Below are 23754 nucleotides of genomic sequence, written 5' to 3' on the forward strand. Positions count from 1 at the left end.
CCTTTTAATCCGGTATAGCTACTCGGAGAATTTCTTCTGTAGTCGTTAGTCCCTGCTTCACTTTCAGCAGACCGTCATCGATTAGAAAGATGGTTTTATTTCTCACTGCCAGTTCGCGCAGGGCAGAGAATGACTCGTTATTGAGAATCATCCGCCTCATCTCGTCATCAATCATTAAGAGCTCATGAATCGCTAACCGGCCCTTATAGCCTGTCATATTGCACATTCCGCAGCCTCTTCCTCTTATCGTTCTTTCAATTCGAAGCCCTCGTCGTGCAAAAATTTCCGCTTCCCTTTTTGTGACCTGCTGTTCTTCCGCACAGTCACGGCAAACTCTTCTAACCAGCCGCTGCGACACTACTCCAGTTAAGGAAGAAGCAACTAAAAATGGCTCTACTCCCATATCGATTAGCCTTGTAATCGAACCGAGTGAATCATTTGTATGAAGGGTGCTTAAAACAAGGTGGCCAGTCAGAGATGCTCTAACAGCAATTTCAGCGGTTTCTCTGTCCCGAATTTCTCCTACCATAATGATGTTCGGGTCCTGCCTCAGTATGGAACGAAGCCCTTTGGCAAAAGTCATTCCCACGTTTGTGTTCACCTGTATCTGATTGATCCCTTCAAGCTGGTACTCTACTGGATCTTCAATCGTAATAATATTAACTTCCTCACTATTCAGCTTGTTTAGGGCGGCATAAAGTGTTGAAGATTTCCCGGATCCGGTCGGACCTGTGATTAAAACAATCCCAGTTGGCTGTTCAATCAGCTTATTAAAGCGCTGTAGATTCAAGCTATTAAATCCAAGCTTATTCAAATCATTCAGTGTACTCCCCAAATCAAGAATCCGCATAACAATTTTCTCACCATAAACGGTAGGCAAGGTAGAAACACGCAGATCCACCGGGCTCAGTTCTATAGTTGTCTTAATTCTTCCATCCTGGGGGACACGGTGCTCAGTTATATCAAGATTAGACATGATTTTTATTCTGGCTGTTAAGACACTTTGCATATGCTTCGGCAAAGTTCGTTCATTTTTCAGGACACCATCGACACGGTATCGGATCAGAATTTTTGTTTCCTGCGGATCAATATGAATGTCACTTGCCTTTTGCTGCACAGCGCTCTGAAGAATCTGGTTGACCAGCCGGACAACAGGAGAATCTTCGCTGGTAATTGTTTCTTCTTCCACTCTTTCTTGAACCGTAATTTGATCCATAATATCGGTCACGCCATCATCCGTATCATAATACTTTGCTATTGTTTTGATGATATCGTCCTTTGACGCAATAGCTGTCTGCACTTGAAATCCCGTTGCAAGCCTCAAATCATCCACTGTGTAAAAATCCATAGGATCAGCCATTGCAACGAATAGCTTGTCCCCTTCCTTTTTCAAAGGAACAACAAGATTTCTCTTTGCCATTTCTTTCGGGACAATATTCATTAATTTTGGATCGAATGGATAACGGTAAAGACTGATATGCGGAATTCCAAGCTGAAATTCCAGAACTTCAATAAGCTGCTGCTCCGTTACAAATCCTTTTTCAACCAAAACATCCCCGAGCTTTTGGCCTTTCAGTTTGTCAGCTAATGCCTGGTTCAGCTGTTCATCTGTGAGAAGACTGGCCTCAACCAGAAGGTCACCCAGCCGTTTACGGGTTGTAGTCATATCATCATCGCCCCCGCTTTCTTATTTTTCAATAGGCTCTTGATTCTCTGCAGCGGCTGGCTCTTCTTTAGGATCAGATTGCCCGGATTCAGATTCTGACTCTGCTGGCTGCTGGGTTTTAGTCTCGGGTTCTTCCTGAACGGGCGGTTCCGAAGCAGGCTCTTCCTCTGCAGCAGGAGCTGGTTCAGGGTCAGCAGGAGCTGCAGGCAATCCTGTTTCAGGATTCAGCAAATCATTTATAACCGGCTCTACTGTTTCAATCGGCACATAATACCTTTTTTCAAGTATTTCATGTATAGGCGGATAAAAATCTTCAGCAATTTTTTCAATTCCCATAGAAAAGCCCTGACTATCCAAAACTCGTCTAGATACATTAATGAGGAGTCCGTCTGCACCGCTCCGCGTTTTTTTCTCTTCACCTACAGAAAGCGCGGGATTGTAGCGAATGATTTGTTTGAACGGAAAATACTCAGGCTCTGAGATCACCGGTTCATAAGCATATAATAGCGGTTTGCCGGTCACTTTCACCGTCAGATTACCTTCATTAAGTTCAAATGTCAGAGAGTAATCGGTATGATTTGGGTTGAAAACTTTAAGATCCATCTCATTAGGAATTATTTTTGCTTCGAGGCCAGGAGAAGTATAGGACGGTACTGCTATTCCAGTATGTCTTTCTACAACGATAAAATTAGTGCCCAGTACGGACTGAAATACAGCAGATGCAAGCATCCCTAATGAACTCTGATCTGTAGCCTCAGGAAACTGTTTAAATAGTGACCACTGTGACTGTGCTTCTATTTTCACAGTCGGGTTCGACTGAACAAATTTAAGAATTTCCGGGTCATCCGCTGGAACACTAAGACTTGCTTCGTGAATTACCCGCTCTTCTCCGGCTACATACTTTTCAAGATTGTAATTTTCGCCCTGTCCCAGATTGACAGCTGATTCAACAATCTGTTTTTTGACTGTATCCATATCGATTTGGCTCGCATCATTAGAGGCTAAATCGGCTAAAATCCGGTCAACCAGCATGCTGTCCAGCGAGACTTCTAAAGGATTTGTCTGGCCGTTCACGGCTGAGCGGATACTCTCATCAACATTGAATTGAATCGCATTTTCAGGAAGGATTTGTTCTTGCTGTAAAAAAGTCAGCTTTACGGGATTTTCATTTTTCCATTGCTTTATTGAGTCCTCTACTTTTTGTGCTGCTTTCTTTTGGGGCAGACCTGAGATGTCTATGGAGGCTATTTTTGTGTTGGGTTCAAAACGGTCACCGTTACTGAGATAATCCCACACAGCTTCACCTGTGTAGGAAAACCCAGTCAAATAGGCTGTACAAATCAGGAGGGCGAGGAATACTTTCAAGCCTGAGTTTCTCACCTAACATTACTCCTTACATTTCAACGTTCATGGATAGTTCTACAATAATGCCAGGACCTTCTTCCTGTGCCTGACGAATGGATTCCTCAGACAGAAGGCTGTCCTTTTTGACAAGAATATGGCCTGATTTTGTATAAATATCTTTCACAACCCGCTTACCTGCAAGCAGCTGCAGCTGTTTTTCTTTTATTTCATCCATTGGCTGAGAAACATATTTATTGGATTCCGGTGCCGGCGGAGCTGGTTTTGATACAGTCACAGGGATAGATGCCTGAATAATTTCCTCAATCTCTTCTTCTTGCATCATTAATTGTTCAGGAGACTCATAGTACTTAACATCCTCTTTAACAACCAGTATATCTTTTCCAAATGTCATGACATCCTCAGAATTGATGATGACCTGTTTATCTCTTTGTCCAATCTGAAGGCCGAGAATCGTGCCGTTATCTTCATCCACATAAAATTCCTGAGCCTCTCCCAGCAACTGGCCTTTCCTGGTCATTACGCGAGTGTCATTTATTTTAATCCGCTTATTCACAAGCTGATTAGCAATTGGAATTTCATTCAAGTCAATAATAGAGTTCTCAGATTCAATCGTTACCGCATATTCACCGATCCCGACTATTTTTTTAAACGGAATAGCTTTAACACTTACCTGCCACTCGGCATGCTCGACTGTTAGAAAATCAACCGTTCCTTTTTCCGGATTGATAACCAATGACTTTACCTCTCCCGCTTCCGTTCCTTCTGATATGCAAATAATAGGCAATCCTACAATTTCTATACTCTTCTTCATCGTTCACCACACCTAATAGATTAGTAGATTTACTTTTTCTGTTTTGTCCAGGATAACTGTTCAGTCAAATATGGATAGCCTTGCAAATGTTCGACTGCTTCTCTGTATACATTGCTGAATTTATCCTCCTGGCTGGATTCTGCTAAATAATTTAAATATAATTGCGCAAAAACGAAGTACTCGCGGATCCCTTTTGCCTGGATGAGCACATCATCCATTATGGCATTGAATTCATGTCCATGAGAAGTTTCTTTTAGCACAACAAGCTGGTTATAGAGTGCCTCAAATATGTCATCTGACATCCCTTTTTGCTTATACTCCAAGAAGTTACCATATAATTTTTCTGATTCTTCATCACCAGGATTAGGCATAAGGATTTCTTCTAGATTATCCTGAACTTCTTTTTCTTCTTCGGCATTCACGATTACCGGCTCCAGGATATCCAGGTCAATATCATAATTCCGTGAATTTTCTTCCTTACTTAAATATTGTTCATTATCTGAATCTTCTTCAAACCAGGAATCAAATATTTTCCGCTCTTCCTCTGCAATAGATGGATCGGGTGCTTCCTCATCCACATCAGAATCGGATTTATATGCGAGTTCCATATCATCTACCTCATGAGCCGCTGGCAGCTCAACAACGTCATTTTCCTTCATTTCAGAAATTTCATTCAAGAAATCCCAATTATCTAAAGTATTGGCTTCTTCTTCACTGTCTTCGTCTTCCAGTAAATCTTCTTCGTTCAGTTTTTCGAACCACTCGTTAATGTCTGCTGGTCCCTGGCCTTCATCAGAGTCATCAATTGCTTCTTCTAAAGATTCTTCTATAAGTATTTCTTTTTCAGAGGGAGTTTTTTCTAAAAACCAATCTAAATTCAAATTTTCCTCATCTTCATTACCTTTATCAGTATTCTCTTCAGCCTGTTCAGCCATCTCTTCCCTTGAAGTTATAGATTCTTCTATAGGACTCTCTTTTTCAGAGGGAGTTTCTTCTGAAAACCAATCTAAATCCAAATTTTCCTCATCTTCATTACCTTTAATATCAATCTCTTCGTTCTGTTCTGCCTTCTTTTCATTTACAGCTACAGATTCTTGCTCGGCTGTTACAAGTTGATTTTTCTCAACTGCCTTAAAATAAGACTCCTGCTCATAAATCTCATCTTCGTCATCAGGTCCATCCGCTAGAAGCAGATTTGAAGCCTTCTGATGAAGAAAATAAGCTGCCATACCGAGCAGCATTACCGTTATTAAAATCGCTTGCCATATAGGCATTATTTGTGAAGCTCCTTTATACAGCATAGCGAGCAAAAAGGATACAGCGGTTATAACCCACTTGCCCTCTGATCGAAGCTGTATAGGTATCAGGAGAAAAACTGGAATCCAGATAAATAGGCCTGCCAGCAAATACAATATACTATTCCAATTATAAAAATCCAATCGATCACCTCGGTCGAAAGTTTCATGCGGAAAGAACTACAAAAATCTAAAACCAGTAAAAAAATCCCTAAAAAAGACATTATTCGACTATCACTTATTGTATAATAAGTTTATTGAATTTGAAAGAAGGGATTGGATTGTTTGAAAGAATAATTTCTTCCGATGAAAAGGGATTTACCTTAATTGAGGTACTCATATCCATTTCCATTTTCAGCATTCTGACCATTGGAATGCTGCAATTTTTTAACCAGGCTATGGATTTCTCTAATAAAAATGAAGATAAGACACTGGGTATTTATGTTGCACGCAACATGATCAGTTATATGGAGCAGCAAAGCTTCAGCAGCATTGATAAATTTTATGTGAAAGAAAGCGGTTCAACATCCATTCAGTCATCAGCCTGTAATAATGACAAATTAACCAGTGATGAAATGGTACTGAATCAAACTGAAAAAATTACGATTAATGGAGTAGAAACATCTAGATGCGCATTGAATTTTTCTCCAAAAATAAATAACCGCCAGTTTTCAGTAACTGTTGAAGTAAAAAAACATACCGATAAAAATCTTCAAAGCTCCCTGATTCCAATGACCGTCAATGTTTCCTGGGATCAAAGCAATACTCAGCTCGAGGGGTACATTGCCAATGAAAACAGCCGCTGACCTATGGAAGAATGAGCATGGCCTTTCTTTAATTGAACTTCTTGCTGTTTTAGCGGTTTCGGGTATTGTTTTAACCGTTTTTTATAACGTATTCATAATGGGCATTAAAACGTATGAAAAAACAGGAGTTGAAGTTCAGCTGAGGGATGAAGCGGATTATGTACTCTCAGACTTGCTGGATGTATTGGATCAATCAAGAATCGACAACGCTGAATTATGCTCTGCAGAACAGAAAGGAATCCCTTGTCTGCGTTTTACCCAGAACAAGGTTATTAAAAATAATAATGGTATTTTCCTTGAACAGAATAATTCTGAAACTATTACAACAACTTTTATTTTCGACAAGCAAGTTAAAAAGATCACAAACAATAACGGCAAGCTGGAGACTGTTTTTCTTACACAAGCACCCTATGAATTGATTTTGCCCAATAATCCATTGGATTCTGCAAATATCATTTGTTTGGAACAGTCTGCGGATGAAACAAAATCTTGTAAATCAGGTCTTGTAGAAATGACGATTCAAATACAGGATGCCAATTTTTCGGCAGACAAACATATTACGGTTAAACCAATGACACTTAAGAGTCAGTTCGGGTTCTAAGCATGGAGGAGAAGAAAATGTTAAATAACCAGAGAGGCCAGACCTTACTGACCGTTATGCTTGTCTCCCTCATTTTCACTGTACTGGGAGTGACGATTGTGGCTGGTTCATTAGGAGGTACTAAACGGACAGAAATCCGGATTGATGACATAGAACTTACAGCTGCGGCTAAAAAGACATTAAATGAAGTGATTGTACAATTCCGGAATAAAGTAACGGATCAATCTCAATTTAAATTGACAAGTGTGACTAATATTGCAAGCATCAATACCAAGCTCAATACAGTAAAGACAGATTTATTGAAAATGACAGCTACTGACGGACAAGCTAATCCCCTTCAAATAACGGATCTCTCAAAATCCTCTGAATATGGCATTGATATTGATAAATATTTAACAAGAGCATACGAATTCTCTTATACCGCTAAAGAAGGGTCTAGAAAAAAGACGGTTACAAAAAGAATCTTTCTCTCTCCTACCCCTTCATTTCTAAATTATGCAGCCGGAACCGGTCCTAACGGAGAGATGTTTTTAAATGGTGCCTCCGAATTCATCGGAAATATTTACACAAATAAATTATCTGCTAGTCAGGAGGCACAATATGTTGATGCTTCTTCAAAGGGAACCCCTAAAACAGCTTCCACTCGATTTCCAAAGCTCGATGGAAAAGCAATTATTCGTACCAGTATTAACGGAAAAACCAATCTGACTAATTACTCACTATTAAGCAGCTATTTTGAAGAAGGCTCTAAAGCGGTTTTTCAACGGGATACAGAAGATTATATCCCTGTAAACTTTAAAAATACACTCGCGCAAGTTTTGAATGAAGTCGGTTCTGTCACAGCTTTTACTGAGGGTGACTTTGAAACAGAAGATTCAATTACAAACGCAATATCTGCTTTAGTTAAACCGTGTAATACAAAATTACTGGAATGGCTCTTCCCGCCCTTGCTTTCTAATGTTACTTCAAATAATGGAATCTGTTCAAACACACTGAAAGTAATAGATGATCAGCTTGGTAATCTGGAAGATATCCATTCAATCAATAAGAATCTTTCCCAAAACATCATTTATACGGAATTCAATAAAACCGCATTAAATAAATTTAAAGTTCTAAAAAACCTTCAACCTCTTACGATTCAAAAAAGTTTTGAACTTGCAGACAAAAAATGGATGATTGTAAACGGGGACCTTGACATATTGGCCAGCACCAAAATTCCAATCAGATTATCTGGAAATATTTTTGTAACCGGAAATTTAACGATAAAAGGAAACCAAACCGACGAATCCGGAAATTCAGAAACCATTGAGGATGATGATGTTCTTGTAGACTCGACAATATATGTACTAGGAAAAACTTCAATTTCAAATACAAATATTAAAGGAATACAAGGAAAACAGCTTGTTGTGATGTCTAATGGTGATTTGTCTGTATCACGAATCAATGAGTTTAAGGATCACGATCAGATTGAGCCGATTGATGCATTTTTATATACGGACGGAGCTGCTGAGCTGTATGGGGTTGGATCGATCTTTAAGATTAATGGCGGTATTTTTGCTGAAAATAAATTGACCATTAATGCAATCAGACAAAATTCAGTGAAGCGTGCTACGATTCTAACAGATTTTCAAAATTCTGATGTTCAGAAGGGCCAGACTTCGAGGTTTAAGGTTACCCATAATCCATCTGTATTAATCGATCAGCTGGATGCTCTCCCGCGCGTTGATAAATATCAGGTCATCATGGATGATACGTTAATTAATCGTTAAATAGAAAAGGCCTTTCCCTAGTGGAAAGGCCTTTTTTTTACCATTTTAGCTCTGAAGAATCATTCGGATCTTTTACAACAATGGTTCCCGCTGCATTTATTTGTTTCTGGCCATCTTTTACAACGGCCTTTACAGAATCAAATCCTGGATTTAAACCCTTAGCTTTAAACACTCCGTTTTCAACAGTTAGTATAAAAGCATTAGTTGGCCCTTTTGTCATACTCTCAATATATTGGTTTGTTGCATTCAGCGGATCGAATTTTAAGTATTCTTTAAGATTGATTGTCTCACCCACGTTAATTTCAATTGGGTTAAATGCAACATTATTAACGGAAATTTCCAATACGTTGATTGTTGCTTGTTTATTAAGTGTGTATTCTCCGCCATTATAGACCACCTGGAAATTAAAAACATAACGTCCGGATTTAGTAAACGACAGAGTCAGATAATGACTGATCTTACTAGGGTTTGGCAGCGGTTCATACAAAATATCTTTCAATGGCAGTTTGTACAGTCCATTAGTTGAAGTTGATTGCGTGATTTTAGAATCCTTTTCCATAACTAATTTAGCACCTTCAGGAAGAGAAAATTGGACATATCCATTCGAAAGGCTTCTCTTACTAGATGTAATATTTTCAGAGGTAAACTTTAATATGCTAACAATATCGTTCCCAACAGCATTTATAGCCTGCCCCTTGATCGAAATATCTTCCAATAATTTCATATCGATTTGAGCTCCATTCTGTGCTTCGCCAAATCCAATGGAATTTAAAATTATTCCTTTTTCACTTATCAGCTCTGCCTGCTCATCAATATGGTCCTTTATATTAGTCTGAACGGCTTCAGAAGTCTTCTGTTCTATATAATATTTGCTGTTATGCTCAACAATTACGTAATTTCTACCTGGATTTGTATCCAGATACTGCTTTTTTTGACCAATAATATTATAGGTCCGGTTGCTGGAATCCCCAATTACATAATTTTTCCCCATAAATCCTAGAGTAAGACCATACAAACTTTTACCCCAGTAAGAGAAGTTTCCAAAGCGGCTTCTATAATCATTTTCTTCAAATAATTCTTTAAATACCCCGTTAGTGTTATCCACTTTTTCAGAATTGGTAGGCTTTCCATCTGTCATAAAAATGATGTGTTGCTTTCTGTTCGGTAAATCCTTCCCACCCTCTAAGATTAATCTCGCCTTTTCAAGAGAGTTGGTATAATTCGTCCCGCCCTCCGCCTTCATGGCCGTAACCTTGTCCGTTATGCCGGAAGTATTGGAATTCAAAACAAATTGAGAATTTGCATCGCTAACGCCTGAATCAAATGCCACAAGCGCAAAACGGTCTTTCACCATTCTGTTTCGGTTATTCTCATTAAAAGTTGCGAGCGCGGCAGTCATCGCTTCCTTCGCATGCATCATTTTTGACTTGCCGTTGACGAGATCGTTCATCGAACCTGACTTATCGAATACTAAAACGACATCAACTGGAGGTCTTTCCGTCTTAGGAGCCTCTCCTTTTGGTGTCACATCAATTTGTACAGTAGATTCTGCATTCTTCCCGAACTCTAAATATACCTCTTCAGGAGCAGCGCGAACCTCAGACTCAATCGATATGCCAGCTTCAGCGGAAGCAAATTGACTAGGTAATATGAATTGCGAAATAAACAGCGACATTAGTAAAACAGCGGCAAATATCCGTTTAATCATCGGTATGCTCCTCCTATAGACTCATTAGAAATGTAAAACTTTGTCTTGACATTCACATTATACCAAATTAATTGAATGGTATAATCATTTTTTCCTATAAAGTGAATATTAATTTTTCGACAAAAAAACCGGCCCTTTTAGACCGGCTCAACAATGCTTATTTTGTGTATCCAGCTACCTTGTTTCTGCCTGCCTGCTTGGCTCCGGTGTACATGGCCCTGTCAGCATGGCGGACCAGTGACAAAGCATCGTCAGCGTCAAGCGGGGCTTGGGCAATACCAATGCTCGCTGTAATAAAAATTTGCTGTTTCGACTGCCCTTCCAAGTCCTGTTCAATAAGAAACGGCTTTCCTGCAATTTCCTTCCGGAGGCCTTCAGCCAGTGCAAGAGCTGCATTTCTATCGATTTCCGGCAGCAGAACGACAAATTCTTCTCCGCCGTACCTTGCTGCTGTTCCCTTGCTTCCGATGAATTTTTCAAGACGGTTTGCGAGCTGGATCAGCACTTCATTTCCGGATTGATGCCCGTACGTATCATTGACCCGTTTGAAGTGGTCGATGTCGAGCAGGATCAGAGCCAGCTGAGATAAGGCTCCGTCTTTCATTCTGCGAAATTCCATTTCGAGCTCCGCTTCCATAAAACGATAGTTATACAGACCGGTTAAGGAGCATCGGACAGACTGCTTAACTGTTTCTTCGTGGTAGCGGGCATTTTCAATCGCAACAGCAAGATGGGCAATCAGCAGATTCACGATCATTAGCTGATGGTTTTCAAATTTTCTTCTTTTATTGGAAGCCAAGATAACAACGCCTACTACTTGCTGATGCCTGAATACCGGGAATGCCATCATACTCTGGGCAGCTTGGGGGATATATTTGCTCAGATGCTCCCATTGAGTTCGTTTATGAAAGAGAAAACTCTTTTTTCTAGCGTAAACATACCCGCTGATTCCTTCGTTTAATGAAACAACTTTGTCTGGAGAATTTTTATGTTTTCCATCCTCCATTTTACGAATGACTTTGAGAGAGGCTTGGTCCACGATATCGATGATATACGCATAATCCACTTGAATCATTTCTGTTATTTTTTCAAGAAACACATCCAGAACATCTTCAACTTTCAATCTTTCTGTGAGCTGATACCCCACTTCACTTGCTTTTTGCAAATAGACATTGACGTGCTTCGCTGCATAATAATGATTCAGCATGATTGAGATGACGACAATGGGAAGTCCCACATAAAAAAGAGCAAGTATGCCAAGCTGTCCGTATAATACATAAAGAATAAATCCGAATGGAGAAACGATGCTTGCAGCAAAGGCTTCCCATAGGAAATCTCTTGAAAAGAAAGGGGCTTTTCTTTTGTAAATATATCTCCAAATGATGTTATTTAAAATTAAGTAATTTACAAAAAGGGAAACCAAAACATAAACAAGGATACTTGCAATAAACCAAAGAGTCAGTTCCTGGGAGCCATGGCCGCCGTCCATCCATTCATATACTGCACCGCTTACTAAGGAGATCATCATGAACATGAGAAAGTTAACAGGGTACCTGTAAAGATCTTTCCACCCGATCCGCACTCTCAAAAGCAAAACAATCATGGCAAGCTGAATCATCACCATTTCTGCAAATAATCCAAAATATAAAAAGACAGCAAGAGAAACCCCTTCTACAAAAAAGACGGGTGTTCCATTTACCACAATCGGCATTAATGCTACCGCGCACATCAGCACGAGGAAAAGAATCAAGTCCTGCAGCGATTGCCCTGCCAGATCAGGCGGCCAGATTTGATACGTTAAATATAAAATGATTGGCGAAACAATAGCCCATGTTAACCATAAGGTGATCAGCAGACGTTTATCCAACGCAGCCCCTCCTTCAGCCGTCCTCTATTTGTTCTATATTTTAGCAAATTTTCTGACGGTTGTGTTAACTTTTTAGGTCTATTCGCCTAAAATTTTCTTTTTGTCTGCTAGCAGATATTGTCGAACCTGAGAAATAAAGTACAAAGACCCGCATATAATCAGCATTTCATCGCGATTTAAGTTCTTGGGAAATTCTTTCAAAAATAATTTCCAGTCCTCTGCTATTCTCTTATTTTCTATTCGGCAGGCGTTGTATAGGGACGCACTGGAAGCTGCGCGGGGAAAATCAAATTCAGTAAAATATAGATAATCAGCTGCCTTTTCTAATTCATTCAGCATTTTTCCATATTCTTTGTCTTCAAGCGCAGTAAAGAGCATATGAATCGTTTTTCCTCTTTCATGGCTTCGCAGCGTTTTTGTTAAGCTTTGTACACCCTCAAGATTATGTGCACCGTCTATCACGATGAGCGGTTCACGGCTGATTACTTCATATCTTCCGCTCCATTTTGCTGCATACAAACCTTGTCTGACTTGTTCATCTGATAGCTGGATGTGTCCTTTTTCTTTTAGCAGGGAAAGGGCGGTGAGAGCCAGCGATGCATTAACGGTCTGATGCACTCCGAACATTGAAATCTGGAGGTCCTTCCAGTTTCCAAATGGAGATGTAAAAGAGAATGTTTCGCCTTCAGTGTGTGACTGAACCTCACTTGTTTGAAAATCTTGACCTAATACGTACACTTCGGCATTTTCATCCGCTGCTTTCTTCCGGATCTGTTCAAGCCCTTTGCTTTTCTCTACACCTGTCACCACCGGGGTATTCCTTTTAATGATTCCGGCTTTTTCCGTTGCGATTTCCTCTATCGTATTGCCAAGAATGTTCATATGGTCAAAGCCGGCATTTGTAATAATGGACAGGATCGGTTCTGCTATATTCGTGGAATCCAGTCTACCGCCAAGTCCGGTTTCTAGCAGGACATAATCAGGTGGATTCATTTCTCCAAAATAAAGAAACGCCATGGCCGTGATGATTTCAAATTCTGTCGGTGCTTCGTTTGTTTCTGCTTCCACTCTTTCTGCCACAGGTTTTATGGCATTTGCCAGCCGGACTAGGTCAGCATCACTGATGGGAATACCGTTCATGCTGATCCGTTCATTAAACGTCTCCAGGTAAGGAGAAGTAAAGGTACCTGCCTTATAGCCCGCCTCATTTAATATGGACCTCATATAGGAAACCGTTGAACCCTTCCCGTTCGTACCTGCTACATGGATCACCGGAATCTTCTTATGAGGATTCCCGAGTTTCTCCATCATTCCAATCATTCGGCCAAGGCCTGGTTTAATCCCGAACCTTAAACGGGAGTGAATCCAATTCAGTGCTTCTTCATATGTATTCAGCATCTTATCACCTCACTAGGATAAAAAAGCAGGTGACCATCCTGATGATGATCACCTTAAAAGCTTTAGCCTTTCAATTCTGCAATTCTCGCCAAAACGGAATCCCGTTTTTCGACGTATTCTTTTTCCTTCGCACGTTCTTCTTCAATGACCTTTTCAGGTGCCTTCTTCACGAAGCCTTCGTTACCCAGTTTCTTCTGGACACGTTCTACTTCATTCGTCCATTTATCCAGTTCTTTTTCAAGGCGTTTCATTTCTTCTTCCATATTAATCAAGCCTTCAAGCGGAAGAATGAGTTCTGCTCCAGTAACTACTGCTGTCATCGCCTTATCCTCGGAAGGCAAATCTGTTCCGATTTCAAGCGAGCTTGGGTTGCAGAAGCGTTCCAGATAGGAGCGGTTGTTTTCAAGCTGCTGTGTCGCTTCTTCATGTTTTGTTTTGATTTTTAGCTGAATTTTTTTGCTCATCGGCGTATTCACTTCCGCACGGATGTTCCGGACTGAACGGATAATTTCCATCAGCAGCTTCATATCGCTTGCCGCCTGCTCGTTGCTTAGCTCAGGTTTTACTTGAGGCCATTTGGCAACCGTAATGGATTCTCCTTCATGTGGAAGACTCTGCCAGATTTCCTCCGTGATAAACGGCATAATTGGATGAAGGAGTCTTAGTGTCTGATCCAGCACGTATGCAAGAATGGAACGAGTCGTATGCTTTGCCGCCTCGTCTTCCCCGTACAATGGAATTTTAGCCATTTCAATATACCAGTCGCAGAAGTCATCCCAGATAAAGTTGTAAAGAACACGGCCGACTTCACCGAATTCATAGCGGTCAGCAAGCTTCGTCACTTGTTCAATGGTTTCGTTCAGGCGTGTTAGTATCCATTGATCCGCCACTGATTTTTCCCCGGTTAAGTCGATTTGATCGAACGTCAATCCTTCCATGTTCATCAATGCAAAACGGGAGGCATTCCAAATTTTATTGGCAAAGTTCCAAGTGGACTCAACCTTTTCAAAGCTGAAGCGCAAATCCTGCCCGGGTGAACTGCCCGTTGCAAGGAAGTACCGCAGTGAATCCGCTCCGTATTGGTCAATCACTTCCATTGGATCTACACCGTTACCGAGAGATTTACTCATTTTGCGGCCTTGATCATCTCTTACAAGTCCGTGAATGAGAACATCATTAAATGGACGCTGTTCTGTAAACTCGAGACCCTGGAAAATCATCCGTGATACCCAGAAAAAGATAATATCATAGCCGGTTACGAGAACATCAGTCGGATAGAAGCGCTGATAGTCGATGGATTCTGTGTCAGGCCACCCCATCGTTGAAAACGGCCAAAGTGCGGAGCTGAACCATGTATCGAGTACATCTTCATCCTGCTTCCAGTTTTCAGGATTGAATGGCGGCTCATGTCCAACGTGAACCTCACCCGTTTCATTGTGATACCAGGCTGGAATGCGGTGTCCCCACCATAGCTGTCTTGAAATACACCAGTCGCGGATGTTTTCCATCCAGTGCAAATATGTTTTTTCAAACCGCTCAGGAACAAAATTTACTTTTTCGTCAGAGGATTGAAGATCAACTGCTGCATCAGCCAGCGGCTGCATTTTTACAAACCACTGTGTAGAAAGATAAGGCTCAACTACAGCACCGCTTCGTTCGCTATGTCCAACTGAGTGCGGATGGTCTTCGATATTGAAAAGCACACCATCCTCCTGCAGATCCTTCACAATTTGCTTGCGGCAGGCAAAACGGTCCATTCCTTCATATTTGCCTGCTTTATCATTCATCGTTCCATCTTCGTTCATAACGAGAATGCGAGGCAGGTTATGCCGGTTTCCAATTTCAAAATCATTCGGATCGTGGGCAGGAGTAATTTTAACCGCTCCAGACCCAAACTCCATATCCACATAGTCATCGGCCACAATTGGAATTTCTCTGCCGGTAATCGGCAGGGTGACCATTTTTCCGATCAGGTGTTTGTAGCGCTCGTCCTCAGGGTGAACCGCTACCGCTGTATCCCCTAGCATCGTTTCCGGCCGGGTCGTTGCAATCTCAATATGGCCCGATCCATCTGTAAGCGGATAGCGCATATGATAAAACGCACCTTGTACATCCTTGTAAATAACCTCTATATCCGATAATGCGGTTTTCGTTGCAGGATCCCAGTTAATGATGTACTCACCGCGGTAGATCAGTCCTTTGTTGTAAAGCGTGACAAATACTTCCCTAACTGCTTTTGAAAGCCCCTCATCAAGAGTAAAGCGTTCACGGGAGTAATCCAGCCCGAGTCCAAGCTTTGACCACTGCTCACGGATATGAGATGCATACTCTTCCTTCCATTTCCACGTTTCTTCAACGAATGCTTCGCGTCCAAGGTCGTAGCGGGATTTTCCCTCTTCACGGAGCTTTGCTTCCACTTTTGCCTGTGTTGCAATGCCGGCATGATCCATTCCCGGAAGCCACAGCACGTCATACCCCTGCATGCGCTTCATCCTGGTAAGGATATCCTGCAGGGTTGTATCCCAGGCATGACCGAGGTGGAGCTTTCCAGTTACGTTTGGGGGAGGGATTACAATCGTGTAAGGCTGTTTGTCCTGGTTGTTTTCTGCTTCAAAATATTTTCCGTCCAGCCAAAATTGGTAGCGGTTCTGTTCTACTGCATTTGGATCGTATTTTGTTGGCAGATTGGGCTGCTGATTTTCATTCATTTCCGGTTCCTCCTAAAAATTGACAAAATAAAAACTCCTCCCATCCAAAAGGACGAAAGGAGCTGATTTCGCGGTACCACCTTTTTTCATGGGAAAATAAAGCCTGCTCCCATGCTCTTAGACGTATTAACGGCCTGCGCCGGCTTTCCCTACTAAACGTTCAGGAAAACTGCTCAAGGGCGACCTTCCAGTCCCGCAATCCTGAGAAATCTTTCAGCAGATGATTTCCCTCTCTTTAGGCGCGGTATGCCTGTACTCTTCCCTATCCATGCATTTCAACATATTCTTTTCATGTTCTACCCATAATAGTATTATAAAAATGTTTTTTTCGTCAACATCTTCCCCGTTTTTTTATATTTTTATACTTGTATTCAAGGCAGGCACACCCGGGGCATATGTACATAAACTGATTATAACTCATTATGGGAGGTGAATACGAATGCGAAAACGTTTTAATTCCTATACAGTACCTCCTTGGGTTAAAGAGCTGAGGGTGACTGCAGTACAATTTATCATTCCGATCACTATTTTCCAGGGTATACGGACTCTTCTTTTCCCCACCGGCTTTGATGTCCTCCTCCTTGCTGCTTTGATTTTCCTCGCTTTAGCTTTTCATATGGGCTGGCTGTAAGCATAAAAAAAGAGGGACCTGTCATCCCTCAGTCTGTGCTTCAGCCTTTTTCTTATTTTCGATATCCACAAGCCTCATCACAAAGTATTCGTTGTTTTTAAAATACCAATATGCCTTAATCAAATCCTTGTTTTGCTGCAGCTGAGATGGTTTATTCATTTGATTTCCCGGCGCAAGGACAGTCCGGTATAGTGCCTCGGGATAGGATAGGTAGCTGATAAAAAGCGGCATTTCTTCCTTTGTAAAAGGGAAATCCTTTTGGTAGGTGTAAAACCAGTCTACACATTCTTCGCAGCGAATCGGATACGTATTAAAGGTTTTATAATAAAACTGAAGGAGGTCATTCATCGGCGCCGCTCGACGGGCTTTTTCAAAATTGATTAAATAGCTCTTCTCACTGGAATCATATACCACATGCTGAACGGACAAGTTTCCATGAATAAATGAAGTCCTCGCTGTCTCTTTTTCCTTCATGGCTTCGTTCCATTCCTCTAGCCTTTCAATTGCAAAATCTGTTGCCCGTGCAGCTTCAACAAAATACGTTACAGCCTGAAGCTCAAACGGGGAAAGATACCACTGTTTTTCGCATTTCTCAACATATGCTTCATACGCGTTTTTCTGCTCTTCCCATCTCTTTTTGGTGGCTTCAAAGCTCGCTTCCGCTTCTCCACCCTTTAATTTGATTTCCTGCAAAGTCTTTCTGTGCAGCTTTGCGGTCTCTTTAAATAGATAATCATGCCTTGCACTGCGTTCATCAGACTGTGAATCCGGGAGCCAGGGCATGAGATAATAATAATCCTGTCTGCCTGCGGTAACCAATTGATTATGAACATTGCGGTATATAGGGATAAGATTCGTATAGCCGGCTTCATACACAGAACGGACCCGATCCTCAAACACGGCAGATCTTGAAGCTCTCAGTTTTTTGAGAGCAAAGGTGCCCTGCGGGGAATACACTTTAATAAGCCTCGGACTATGCTGTTCCGCAAATTCGAGTTTTACCTGGTACTGGTCAAGAATAGCTTGAAAGTCCTCCATTGGTTTCACCACTTATTTATTTGATGATGAAAAAAAGCTGAGTAGCCTCAGCTTTTATATACATTTACTTGCTGCTGGCGTATTGGGGAATGTAAAGAGTCTGCCCCTCATAAACATCTTTATCTGCAGCCAGATGGTTAACCCTGATTAACTGCTGAGCGGATAAAGCATAGCGCTCGCAAATAGAATCAATGGTTTCTCCCTGCTGCACGATGCATATCTTAAGCCTGGTTAGTTCTTCATCTTCATCACGGCCGAACAATTTTGTAAGCAATAATGAGTTTTCACTTTGTGCACCGGCGGATCCCTGTTTTTCTCTTGCTTCTGACCGGTGATCTGCTATTGCTTCTTTAACTGCAGGTTCCTCATGTAATGGCTGTATTTCCTGGTACTCAAAGGACTGTTTTCGAACCTCCACGTCAATTTCAGGATATTCTCTTCCAGTCTCTTCATTCAACAGCGCCTCTTCTTCACTTCTGTAAGCATAAAGCTCCTGAAATGCCTCTTCTTTTTCCGCTTCTGTTCTCGCTTCTGCTTCGTACGTTTCTTCATCCGCATGCTGAACAGCTTCATCCCGGTAAAGAGCTTCAAACTGCTGTTCCTTTTCCTCTTCTCGAACTTCCTGAATTGCTTGTACCTCTTCCGCTTCCCTGCGATTCTCGTCTATGCCTGTTATAGACAAGTCAGCAAACAGCTTTAAGCATTTCGCTTCAGGCAAATCGTAATCAAACGAGTCAATGGATACATAGACTTCCTCGATCTTGTCAATTCTGTTTTTGGGAATCGTTATATCGACTGGAAACCGGTGCAAAAGCTCATGGGTGCCGTCCTCTCTGACATTTACCTCATTAACGAAGCGCGCTGCTGAAAACTCAAATTCCTTATCGTCATTTTCAGGATTCAGAACCGCACGATATTCTCCCGTCAGCTGAAGGGCTCCTCTTATGGAAACATACTGATCATGCTCTTCAATCGCTATATTCGGATCCAGGGATATCGATAAAAGTTCAAACACTTCCTGTCCTTTTTGAAACCAAACAGACTCTTCTACAGAAAATCGCAATGCCGCATCCTGTGACAAGCTGTTTTCCTCCCTTCTTGAAACTAACGCATAGAATCATGACACTTTCACTTTATGAGGGCAGGAAGGAAAAAAGAACTTCTTGTGGATCGGACCTTTTAAAGCAAAAAAAGCTGTCCAGGACAAAGCCCGGGCAGCTCTTGCATTACTTCAGCCTGCTGAATGCTTTCTCTGCAGCTGAAATCGTTTTGCTTATATCATCATCTGTATGAGCAGTGGATAAGAAAAGCCCTTCAAATTGGGAAGGAGGAAGGAAGACTCCTTCGTTTGCCATTTCCCTGTAGTAGGAAGCAAAGAAATCCAAGTCTGATGTTTTCGCTTTATCATAATTGATGACCTGCTCATTCGTAAAGAAAATCCCAATCATGGATCCGGCTCGATTAATGGTGTGCAGAATGCCGTACTTTTCAGCTGCTGCCGACAGCCCTTCTTCAAGAAGATCGGCTTTGCGGGCAAATTCCTGATAGCTTTCCGGTGTAAGCTGCTTCAGTGTTTCCAGTCCCGCTGTCATGGCGAGCGGATTGCCTGAAAGTGTTCCCGCTTGATAAATCGGGCCGCTCGGAGCGATCTGTTCCATAATTTCAGCCTTCCCGCCGTAAGCCCCTACCGGAAGACCTCCGCCGATTACTTTTCCAAGGCAAGTCAAGTCCGGCGTTACTCCGAAATAGCCTTGAGCACAGTTATAGCCGACTCTGAAGCCGGTCATCACTTCATCAAAAATAAGAAGCGCTCCGTATTGATTCGTTACTTCCCTCAGTCCTTCAAGGAACCCGGGCTGAGGAGGCACAACGCCCATGTTCCCTGCAACCGGCTCAACAATGATTCCGGCAATATCATCTCCAAATTCATTAAATGCAGCCCGGATGCTTTCCAGGTCATTGTAAGGGACCGTAATGGTATTTTTCGCTACCCCTTCAGGGACTCCCGGGCTGTCAGGCAAACCGAGAGTAGCAACTCCTGAACCTGCTTTAATAAGGAGGGAGTCTCCATGTCCGTGGTAGCAGCCTTCGAATTTAATGATTTTATTGCGTCCCGTGTAGCCGCGTGCAAGGCGGAGGGCACTCATCGTTGCTTCCGTTCCTGAGCTTACCATCCGGACGATTTCAATCGATGGAACCCGTTCTTTAACGAGCTTAGCCAGTTCGTTCTCAACCAGAGTAGGGGCTCCAAAGCTCGTTCCTGATTCTACGACCTTTTTCAAAGACTCAACAACCTGATCATTGGCATGTCCATGAATAAGCGGGCCCCATGACAGGACGTAGTCAATGTATTCATTGCCGTCAATGTCGTAAATTCTGGAGCCTTTTCCGCGCTCCATAAAAATAGGATCCAAATTCACTGATTTAAATGCTCGAACCGGACTGTTTACACCGCCCGGCATTAACCCTTGAGCTTCCTTAAATGCCTGCTTGGATTTTTCAAAGCTTCTCATCGTATTCCGGCCCCTTTCCTAATCGTTACTGCTCCTTCAGCCACCGGGCTGCATCTTTTGCGTGATACGTGATAATCAGGTCCGCGCCAGCGCGCTTCATGCTTGTCAGTTTCTCAAGAACAATCGCTTTTTCGTCAACCCATCCATTTTGAGCCGCTGCTTTAATCATGGAGTACTCACCGCTTACATTATAGGCAACAATCGGGAGATTAAAGCTGTTTTTCACATCGCGCATTATATCAAGATAGGAGAGAGCCGGTTTCACAATCAGGAAGTCCGCTCCTTCCCGTACATCGGATTCTGCTTCTCTCATTGCTTCCAAGCGGTTAGCCGGATCCATTTGATACGTTTTGCGGTCTCCAAACTGCGGGGTACTGTGTGCTGCATCGCGGAAAGGACCGTAAAAAGCACTCGCATATTTAACGGCATAAGACATAACCGGGACATCTTCGAAGCCATTTTCATCGAGCCCTTTACGGATTGCTGCTGTGAATCCATCCATCATATTGGAAGGGGCAATAATGTCAGCACCCGCTTTAGCCTGGCTGACCGCTGTTCTGGCCAGCAAATCAAGGGACGGGTCATTAAGTATTTTCCCCTCTTCAATTACTCCGCAATGACCGTGGTCCGTATATTGGCAAAGGCACGTATCCGCTACAACTGTTAAATCGGGAAAGCTCTCTTTAATTTGACGGATCGCTTTTTGAACAATCCCATGATCATGGTATGCTTCAGATCCTACTGCATCCTTATAATCAGGAACTCCGAAAACAATCACGGAGCGGATTCCTAAATCCACAAGCTCCTGCATTTCTGTATTTAGATGATCCAGCGATACCTGTTCAACACCCGGCATGGACGCCACTGCATTCCGCTTGTTCTCTCCCTCTACGACAAAAATCGGATAAATGAAATCTTCCGGTCTTAGAAATGTTTCTCTCATCATCGCCCGCATTCCTTCGCTTGAACGAAGTCTGCGGTGTCTGGCAAACTGTAAATCCATCTTAAGATTCCTCCTCATGTACATGTGCAATGATTCTCTCTACCATTCCTTCAATGGTAAAAGGACTTGCTATAAGCCCATCATACCCGTAATCTTTCAGTGTTTCAGCTGTCACGTCTCCAATGCAGACAAATACCGGCTCCCGTGCGTTCAGTCCTTCCGTTCTCTGCATGTAAGAGCGCACGATAGACGGGCTCGTAAACGTGGCGTAATCAATATTTCCTGTTTCAAGCAGCCGGGAAAGTTCCCCGCTATGGCCTGATACAGACTGATTTTTATATAGGATTAACTCGGCAGCTTCGATTCCCTTTTCTTTCATTCTCGTAAAGACTGCCCGATTTGACAAGCTCCCTCTTATAATAAGAACGCGGTCTCCGGAAGCTGCAGTCTGTGCCATTTCTTCAGCCAGCATTTCTCCCGAAAAAACTTTGGGAACTATGCTGGTTTTCATCCCAATTGCTTCAAGAGAGCGGGCTGTCTTTTTCCCTACCGCGCCAATCCGAATATTCTGCGGTAAAGGAAATCTTCCCATTTTCATGAAGTAATCGAAAAAACGGACTCCATTTACACTGGTAAAAATAATCCACTGGTACGTGTGAAGCCTGCTCAGCTCGTTCAGAATCTGTGTCTCATCATCAGCGGCATCAAAAGCAATGAGAGGAATGACAAACGGCAAGCCGCCTTTCTCTTCAATGAGACGCGCAAAAGAAGCCGCCTGGTTTTTTTCTCTTGTAATCAAGATTTTTTTTCCACTAAGCGGCTTCTCTTTATTCATGACGGATCCAGTTCCTCCTTTACCCGGGAAATAAGTTCTTTGGCACCCTGCTCTTCAAGCTTGCGGGCAAGCCTTTTCCCAAGGTCTGACGGTATAGCGCCTGTCATCGTTTCACGGTAAATGATTTTGCCATCTGGATCAGCTACAAGGCCTGTTAGCTGTACTTCCTGATCATCGGTAAGAACCGCATACCCGGCAATTGGAATCTGGCATCCGCCTTCCATGTCTTTCAGAAAAGCTCTTTCTGCGTTAACGGTTTCAACAGTTTCAGCATCTGATACCTTTGAAAGAATTTCGAGCAGCTCCGAATCGCTCTCTCTGCATTCGATTGCCAGTGCCCCTTGGCCGACAGCAGGCAGACAGTCGGAAGGATCTAAGTATTCCGTAACCGTATCCTCGCTCCAGCCCATTCTGGAAAGCCCGGCTGCGGCTAAAATAATGGCATCGTAATCTTCCGTTTGAAGCTTTGTTAAGCGTGTATCAATATTTCCTCTGATCCATTTAATCTTAAGATCCGGCCGAATGGATAAAATCTGTGCACTTCTTCTCAGGCTGCTTGTACCGATAACAGCGCCTTCCGGCAGCTCAGAAAGTTTCATGTGATCTTTTGAGATCAATGCGTCCCTTACATCTTCACGCTTGGGCATGCAGCCAATGGTCAGTCCTGCTGGAAGTTCAGCCGGCATATCCTTCATACTGTGGACGGCCATATCAATCTCTCCATCAAACATGGCCTGTTCAATTTCTTTCACAAACAGACCTTTGCCTCCCACCTTAGATAAAGTCACATCTAAAATGCGGTCACCTTTTGTTACGATCTCTTTCACTTCAAACTCGTATGGCAGACCCAAGTCTTGAAGCTTCCGGATAAACCAATTTGTCTGCGTTAATGCGAGCTTGCTTTTTCTGGATCCAATAATGATTTTCCTCATGTGTATCCTCCCAATCTCCATTCCCGAAATCTATGAATACACGTGAAAACGGGACAAACTTCCAAATAAGAAAAAGTTAATGAGCAAAACAAGGAAAGCTGCCGCATTCCATAATGCAATCGGTTTTCCCTGCTGATTCTTAACGATTTTAATGTACAAATACATGCTGTAAACAACAATAACTCCAAACGAGCCCGTTACCTTCGGATCATACCATTGAAAGTCCGGCAGCTTGATGAAGGCCCAAATCGACCCGAGGATTAAGCTGAGCAGCAGCATCGGAACTCCTGTTACATTCAATATGTATGCCATGTGATCAAGCGTCGACAGATCATTGATCCGAATGAGCTTTTTCCCCCATTGCTTCTTCTTTAAAAGCCTGTACTGGAGCAAATATAGCATGGAAAAAACAAAGCTGAGCGAAAACGCCCCATACGATAAGATAGCCATGGTAATATGAATGATCGACAGTTCTGAAATCAGCTGTTCAGATAGCTGTCCAGGCTGATTTTGCGAAAAGGCAAAGGTATGCAGGGCCAGCATGATGAATCCGAGTACACTCGTGAAAAAGGGAATGAAATCAGCCTTTTGCAGCCAGTTTAAAATGAGTGAAAGCGTCACGAGCACCCACGTGTAAAAATATAAGCCTTCAACTATATTTAAGATCGGAAACGTCCCGAATACGGCCATTTCATAAAACAAAAAAATTGTTTGCAGCAGCCAAACAATAGAAAGCAACCAGAAGGCAATTTTGCTCGCCCTCCGGTTCGTATGAACAAAATCAATAAAATAGAAAAGTACACAGCAAGCATATATAATGACCGCTGCTTCATTAAGGCGGTTCAGGTCCAACCCAATCATTTAGCCA

Annotated in this window: 19 protein-coding genes and 1 other annotated feature; of the genes, 4 read left to right on the forward strand and 15 right to left on the reverse strand. The window is 42.4% G+C overall.

The features are described from left to right. Positions 1-4 precede the first annotated feature (4 nt). Genes J9317_RS14050 through J9317_RS14065 form a run of 4 tightly spaced genes read right to left on the reverse strand, consistent with a single transcriptional unit; the run spans position 5 to position 5116 of the window. Positions 5-1666: a GspE/PulE family protein gene (locus tag J9317_RS14050; RefSeq protein ID WP_211559600.1), complete on the reverse strand. Its 1662-nt coding sequence runs from the start codon at positions 1664-1666 to the stop codon at positions 5-7. 21 nt (positions 1667-1687) lie between these two features. Then, entirely contained in the window at positions 1688-3046 is a 1359-nt protein-coding gene (locus J9317_RS20930; RefSeq protein WP_211559602.1) for a VanW family protein, read from the reverse strand. A 13-nt stretch (positions 3047-3059) separates the two neighbouring features. Next, positions 3060-3842 (reverse strand): PRC-barrel domain-containing protein, encoded by a 783-nt coding sequence (locus J9317_RS14060; RefSeq protein WP_211559604.1) that lies wholly within the window; start codon positions 3840-3842, stop codon positions 3060-3062. A 29-nt stretch (positions 3843-3871) separates the two neighbouring features. Beyond that, positions 3872-5116, reverse strand: a complete 1245-nt coding sequence (locus tag J9317_RS14065) for a hypothetical protein (protein WP_211559606.1) — start codon at positions 5114-5116, stop codon at positions 3872-3874. Positions 5117-5418: 302 nt separating this feature from the next. Here J9317_RS14065 and J9317_RS14070 point away from each other — a divergent pair, with 302 nt between their 5' ends. From J9317_RS14070 to J9317_RS14080, 3 genes are read left to right on the forward strand one after another with little or no spacing between them, the layout of a single operon-like run. After that, positions 5419-5943, forward strand: a complete 525-nt coding sequence (locus J9317_RS14070) for a type IV pilus modification PilV family protein (RefSeq protein ID WP_211559608.1) — start codon at positions 5419-5421, stop codon at positions 5941-5943. Next, positions 5927-6544, forward strand: coding sequence for a PilW family protein (locus J9317_RS14075; protein WP_211559610.1), 618 nt, complete (start codon positions 5927-5929; stop codon positions 6542-6544). The genes J9317_RS14070 and J9317_RS14075 overlap by 17 nt, the downstream gene beginning before the upstream one ends. A 17-nt stretch (positions 6545-6561) precedes the next feature. Then, on the forward strand, positions 6562-8313 hold the full coding sequence (locus J9317_RS14080; protein WP_211559612.1) for a hypothetical protein: 1752 nt from the start codon (positions 6562-6564) through the stop codon (positions 8311-8313). A gap of 37 nt (positions 8314-8350) precedes the next feature. Here the strand turns inward: J9317_RS14080 and J9317_RS14085 are convergent, their stop codons facing one another. The 4 genes from J9317_RS14085 to J9317_RS14100 all read right to left on the reverse strand — a co-directional run bounded on the left by J9317_RS14085 (position 8351) and on the right by J9317_RS14100 (position 15994). Next, positions 8351-10021 carry a VWA domain-containing protein gene (locus tag J9317_RS14085; RefSeq protein ID WP_211559614.1) on the reverse strand — a complete coding sequence of 557 codons (1671 nt, stop codon included), beginning with the start codon at positions 10019-10021 and terminating at the stop codon, positions 8351-8353. A gap of 157 nt (positions 10022-10178) precedes the next feature. Beyond that, positions 10179-11888, reverse strand: a complete 1710-nt coding sequence (locus J9317_RS14090; RefSeq protein ID WP_211559616.1) for a GGDEF domain-containing protein — start codon at positions 11886-11888, stop codon at positions 10179-10181. Between the two features lie 78 nt (positions 11889-11966). Further along, on the reverse strand, positions 11967-13286 hold the full coding sequence (locus J9317_RS14095; protein WP_211559618.1) for a bifunctional folylpolyglutamate synthase/dihydrofolate synthase: 1320 nt from the start codon (positions 13284-13286) through the stop codon (positions 11967-11969). A 62-nt stretch (positions 13287-13348) separates the two neighbouring features. Further along, positions 13349-15994, reverse strand: coding sequence for a valine--tRNA ligase (locus J9317_RS14100; protein ID WP_211559620.1), 2646 nt, complete (start codon positions 15992-15994; stop codon positions 13349-13351). Positions 15995-16039: 45 nt separating this feature from the next. After that, positions 16040-16272, reverse strand: a binding site (T-box leader). Positions 16273-16433: 161 nt separating this feature from the next. Here J9317_RS14100 and J9317_RS14105 point away from each other — a divergent pair. Continuing rightward, positions 16434-16625, forward strand: a complete 192-nt coding sequence (locus J9317_RS14105; RefSeq protein WP_035405347.1) for a hypothetical protein — start codon at positions 16434-16436, stop codon at positions 16623-16625. Positions 16626-16646: 21 nt separating this feature from the next. Here the strand turns inward: J9317_RS14105 and ysxE are convergent, their stop codons facing one another. The 7 genes from ysxE to J9317_RS14140 form a co-directional block, all read right to left on the reverse strand. Continuing rightward, complete coding sequence (ysxE, locus tag J9317_RS14110) at positions 16647-17663, reverse strand: spore coat protein YsxE (protein WP_211559622.1); 1017 nt, start codon at positions 17661-17663, stop codon at positions 16647-16649. 64 nt (positions 17664-17727) lie between these two features. Beyond that, entirely contained in the window at positions 17728-18744 is a 1017-nt protein-coding gene (gene spoVID / locus J9317_RS14115) for a stage VI sporulation protein D (protein ID WP_211559624.1), read from the reverse strand. Between the two features lie 145 nt (positions 18745-18889). Continuing rightward, positions 18890-20176 carry a glutamate-1-semialdehyde 2,1-aminomutase gene (gene hemL, locus J9317_RS14120; protein ID WP_211559626.1) on the reverse strand — a complete coding sequence of 429 codons (1287 nt, stop codon included), beginning with the start codon at positions 20174-20176 and terminating at the stop codon, positions 18890-18892. 25 nt (positions 20177-20201) lie between these two features. Then, a complete protein-coding gene (gene hemB / locus J9317_RS14125; protein WP_211559628.1) occupies positions 20202-21179 on the reverse strand; it encodes a porphobilinogen synthase in 978 nt (325 codons plus the stop codon). A 1-nt stretch (position 21180) separates the two neighbouring features. Beyond that, entirely contained in the window at positions 21181-21954 is a 774-nt protein-coding gene (locus tag J9317_RS14130) for a uroporphyrinogen-III synthase (protein WP_211559630.1), read from the reverse strand. After that, positions 21951-22886, reverse strand: a complete 936-nt coding sequence (gene hemC, locus J9317_RS14135) for a hydroxymethylbilane synthase (RefSeq protein WP_211559632.1) — start codon at positions 22884-22886, stop codon at positions 21951-21953. The genes J9317_RS14130 and hemC overlap by 4 nt, the downstream gene beginning before the upstream one ends. 30 nt (positions 22887-22916) lie before the next feature. After that, positions 22917-23747 carry a cytochrome c biogenesis protein gene (locus tag J9317_RS14140; RefSeq protein WP_211559634.1) on the reverse strand — a complete coding sequence of 277 codons (831 nt, stop codon included), beginning with the start codon at positions 23745-23747 and terminating at the stop codon, positions 22917-22919. Between the last annotated feature and the right edge of the window lie 7 nt (positions 23748-23754).

This window comes from Metabacillus flavus, assembly GCF_018283675.1.
Taxonomy (GTDB): Bacteria; Bacillota; Bacilli; order Bacillales; family Bacillaceae; genus Metabacillus_B; species Metabacillus_B flavus.

Coding starts and splice junctions, on each gene's coding strand:
- J9317_RS14105 (WP_035405347.1), top strand. CDS start 16,434: ATGCGAAAACGTTTTAATTCCTATACAGTACCTCCTTGGGTTAAAGAG.
- J9317_RS14065 (WP_211559606.1), bottom strand. CDS start 5,116: ATGCCTATATGGCAAGCGATTTTAATAACGGTAATGCTGCTCGGTATG.
- ysxE (WP_211559622.1), bottom strand. CDS start 17,663: ATGGAGGACTTTCAAGCTATTCTTGACCAGTACCAGGTAAAACTCGAA.
- hemL (WP_211559626.1), bottom strand. CDS start 20,176: ATGAGAAGCTTTGAAAAATCCAAGCAGGCATTTAAGGAAGCTCAAGGG.
- J9317_RS14060 (WP_211559604.1), bottom strand. CDS start 3,842: ATGAAGAAGAGTATAGAAATTGTAGGATTGCCTATTATTTGCATATCA.
- J9317_RS14075 (WP_211559610.1), top strand. CDS start 5,927: ATGAAAACAGCCGCTGACCTATGGAAGAATGAGCATGGCCTTTCTTTA.
- hemC (WP_211559632.1), bottom strand. CDS start 22,886: ATGAGGAAAATCATTATTGGATCCAGAAAAAGCAAGCTCGCATTAACG.
- J9317_RS14095 (WP_211559618.1), bottom strand. CDS start 13,286: ATGCTGAATACATATGAAGAAGCACTGAATTGGATTCACTCCCGTTTA.
- J9317_RS14140 (WP_211559634.1), bottom strand. CDS start 23,747: ATGATTGGGTTGGACCTGAACCGCCTTAATGAAGCAGCGGTCATTATA.
- J9317_RS14050 (WP_211559600.1), bottom strand. CDS start 1,666: ATGACTACAACCCGTAAACGGCTGGGTGACCTTCTGGTTGAGGCCAGT.
- J9317_RS14080 (WP_211559612.1), top strand. CDS start 6,562: ATGTTAAATAACCAGAGAGGCCAGACCTTACTGACCGTTATGCTTGTC.
- J9317_RS14085 (WP_211559614.1), bottom strand. CDS start 10,021: ATGATTAAACGGATATTTGCCGCTGTTTTACTAATGTCGCTGTTTATT.
- J9317_RS14130 (WP_211559630.1), bottom strand. CDS start 21,954: ATGAATAAAGAGAAGCCGCTTAGTGGAAAAAAAATCTTGATTACAAGA.
- J9317_RS14100 (WP_211559620.1), bottom strand. CDS start 15,994: ATGAATGAAAATCAGCAGCCCAATCTGCCAACAAAATACGATCCAAAT.
- hemB (WP_211559628.1), bottom strand. CDS start 21,179: ATGGATTTACAGTTTGCCAGACACCGCAGACTTCGTTCAAGCGAAGGA.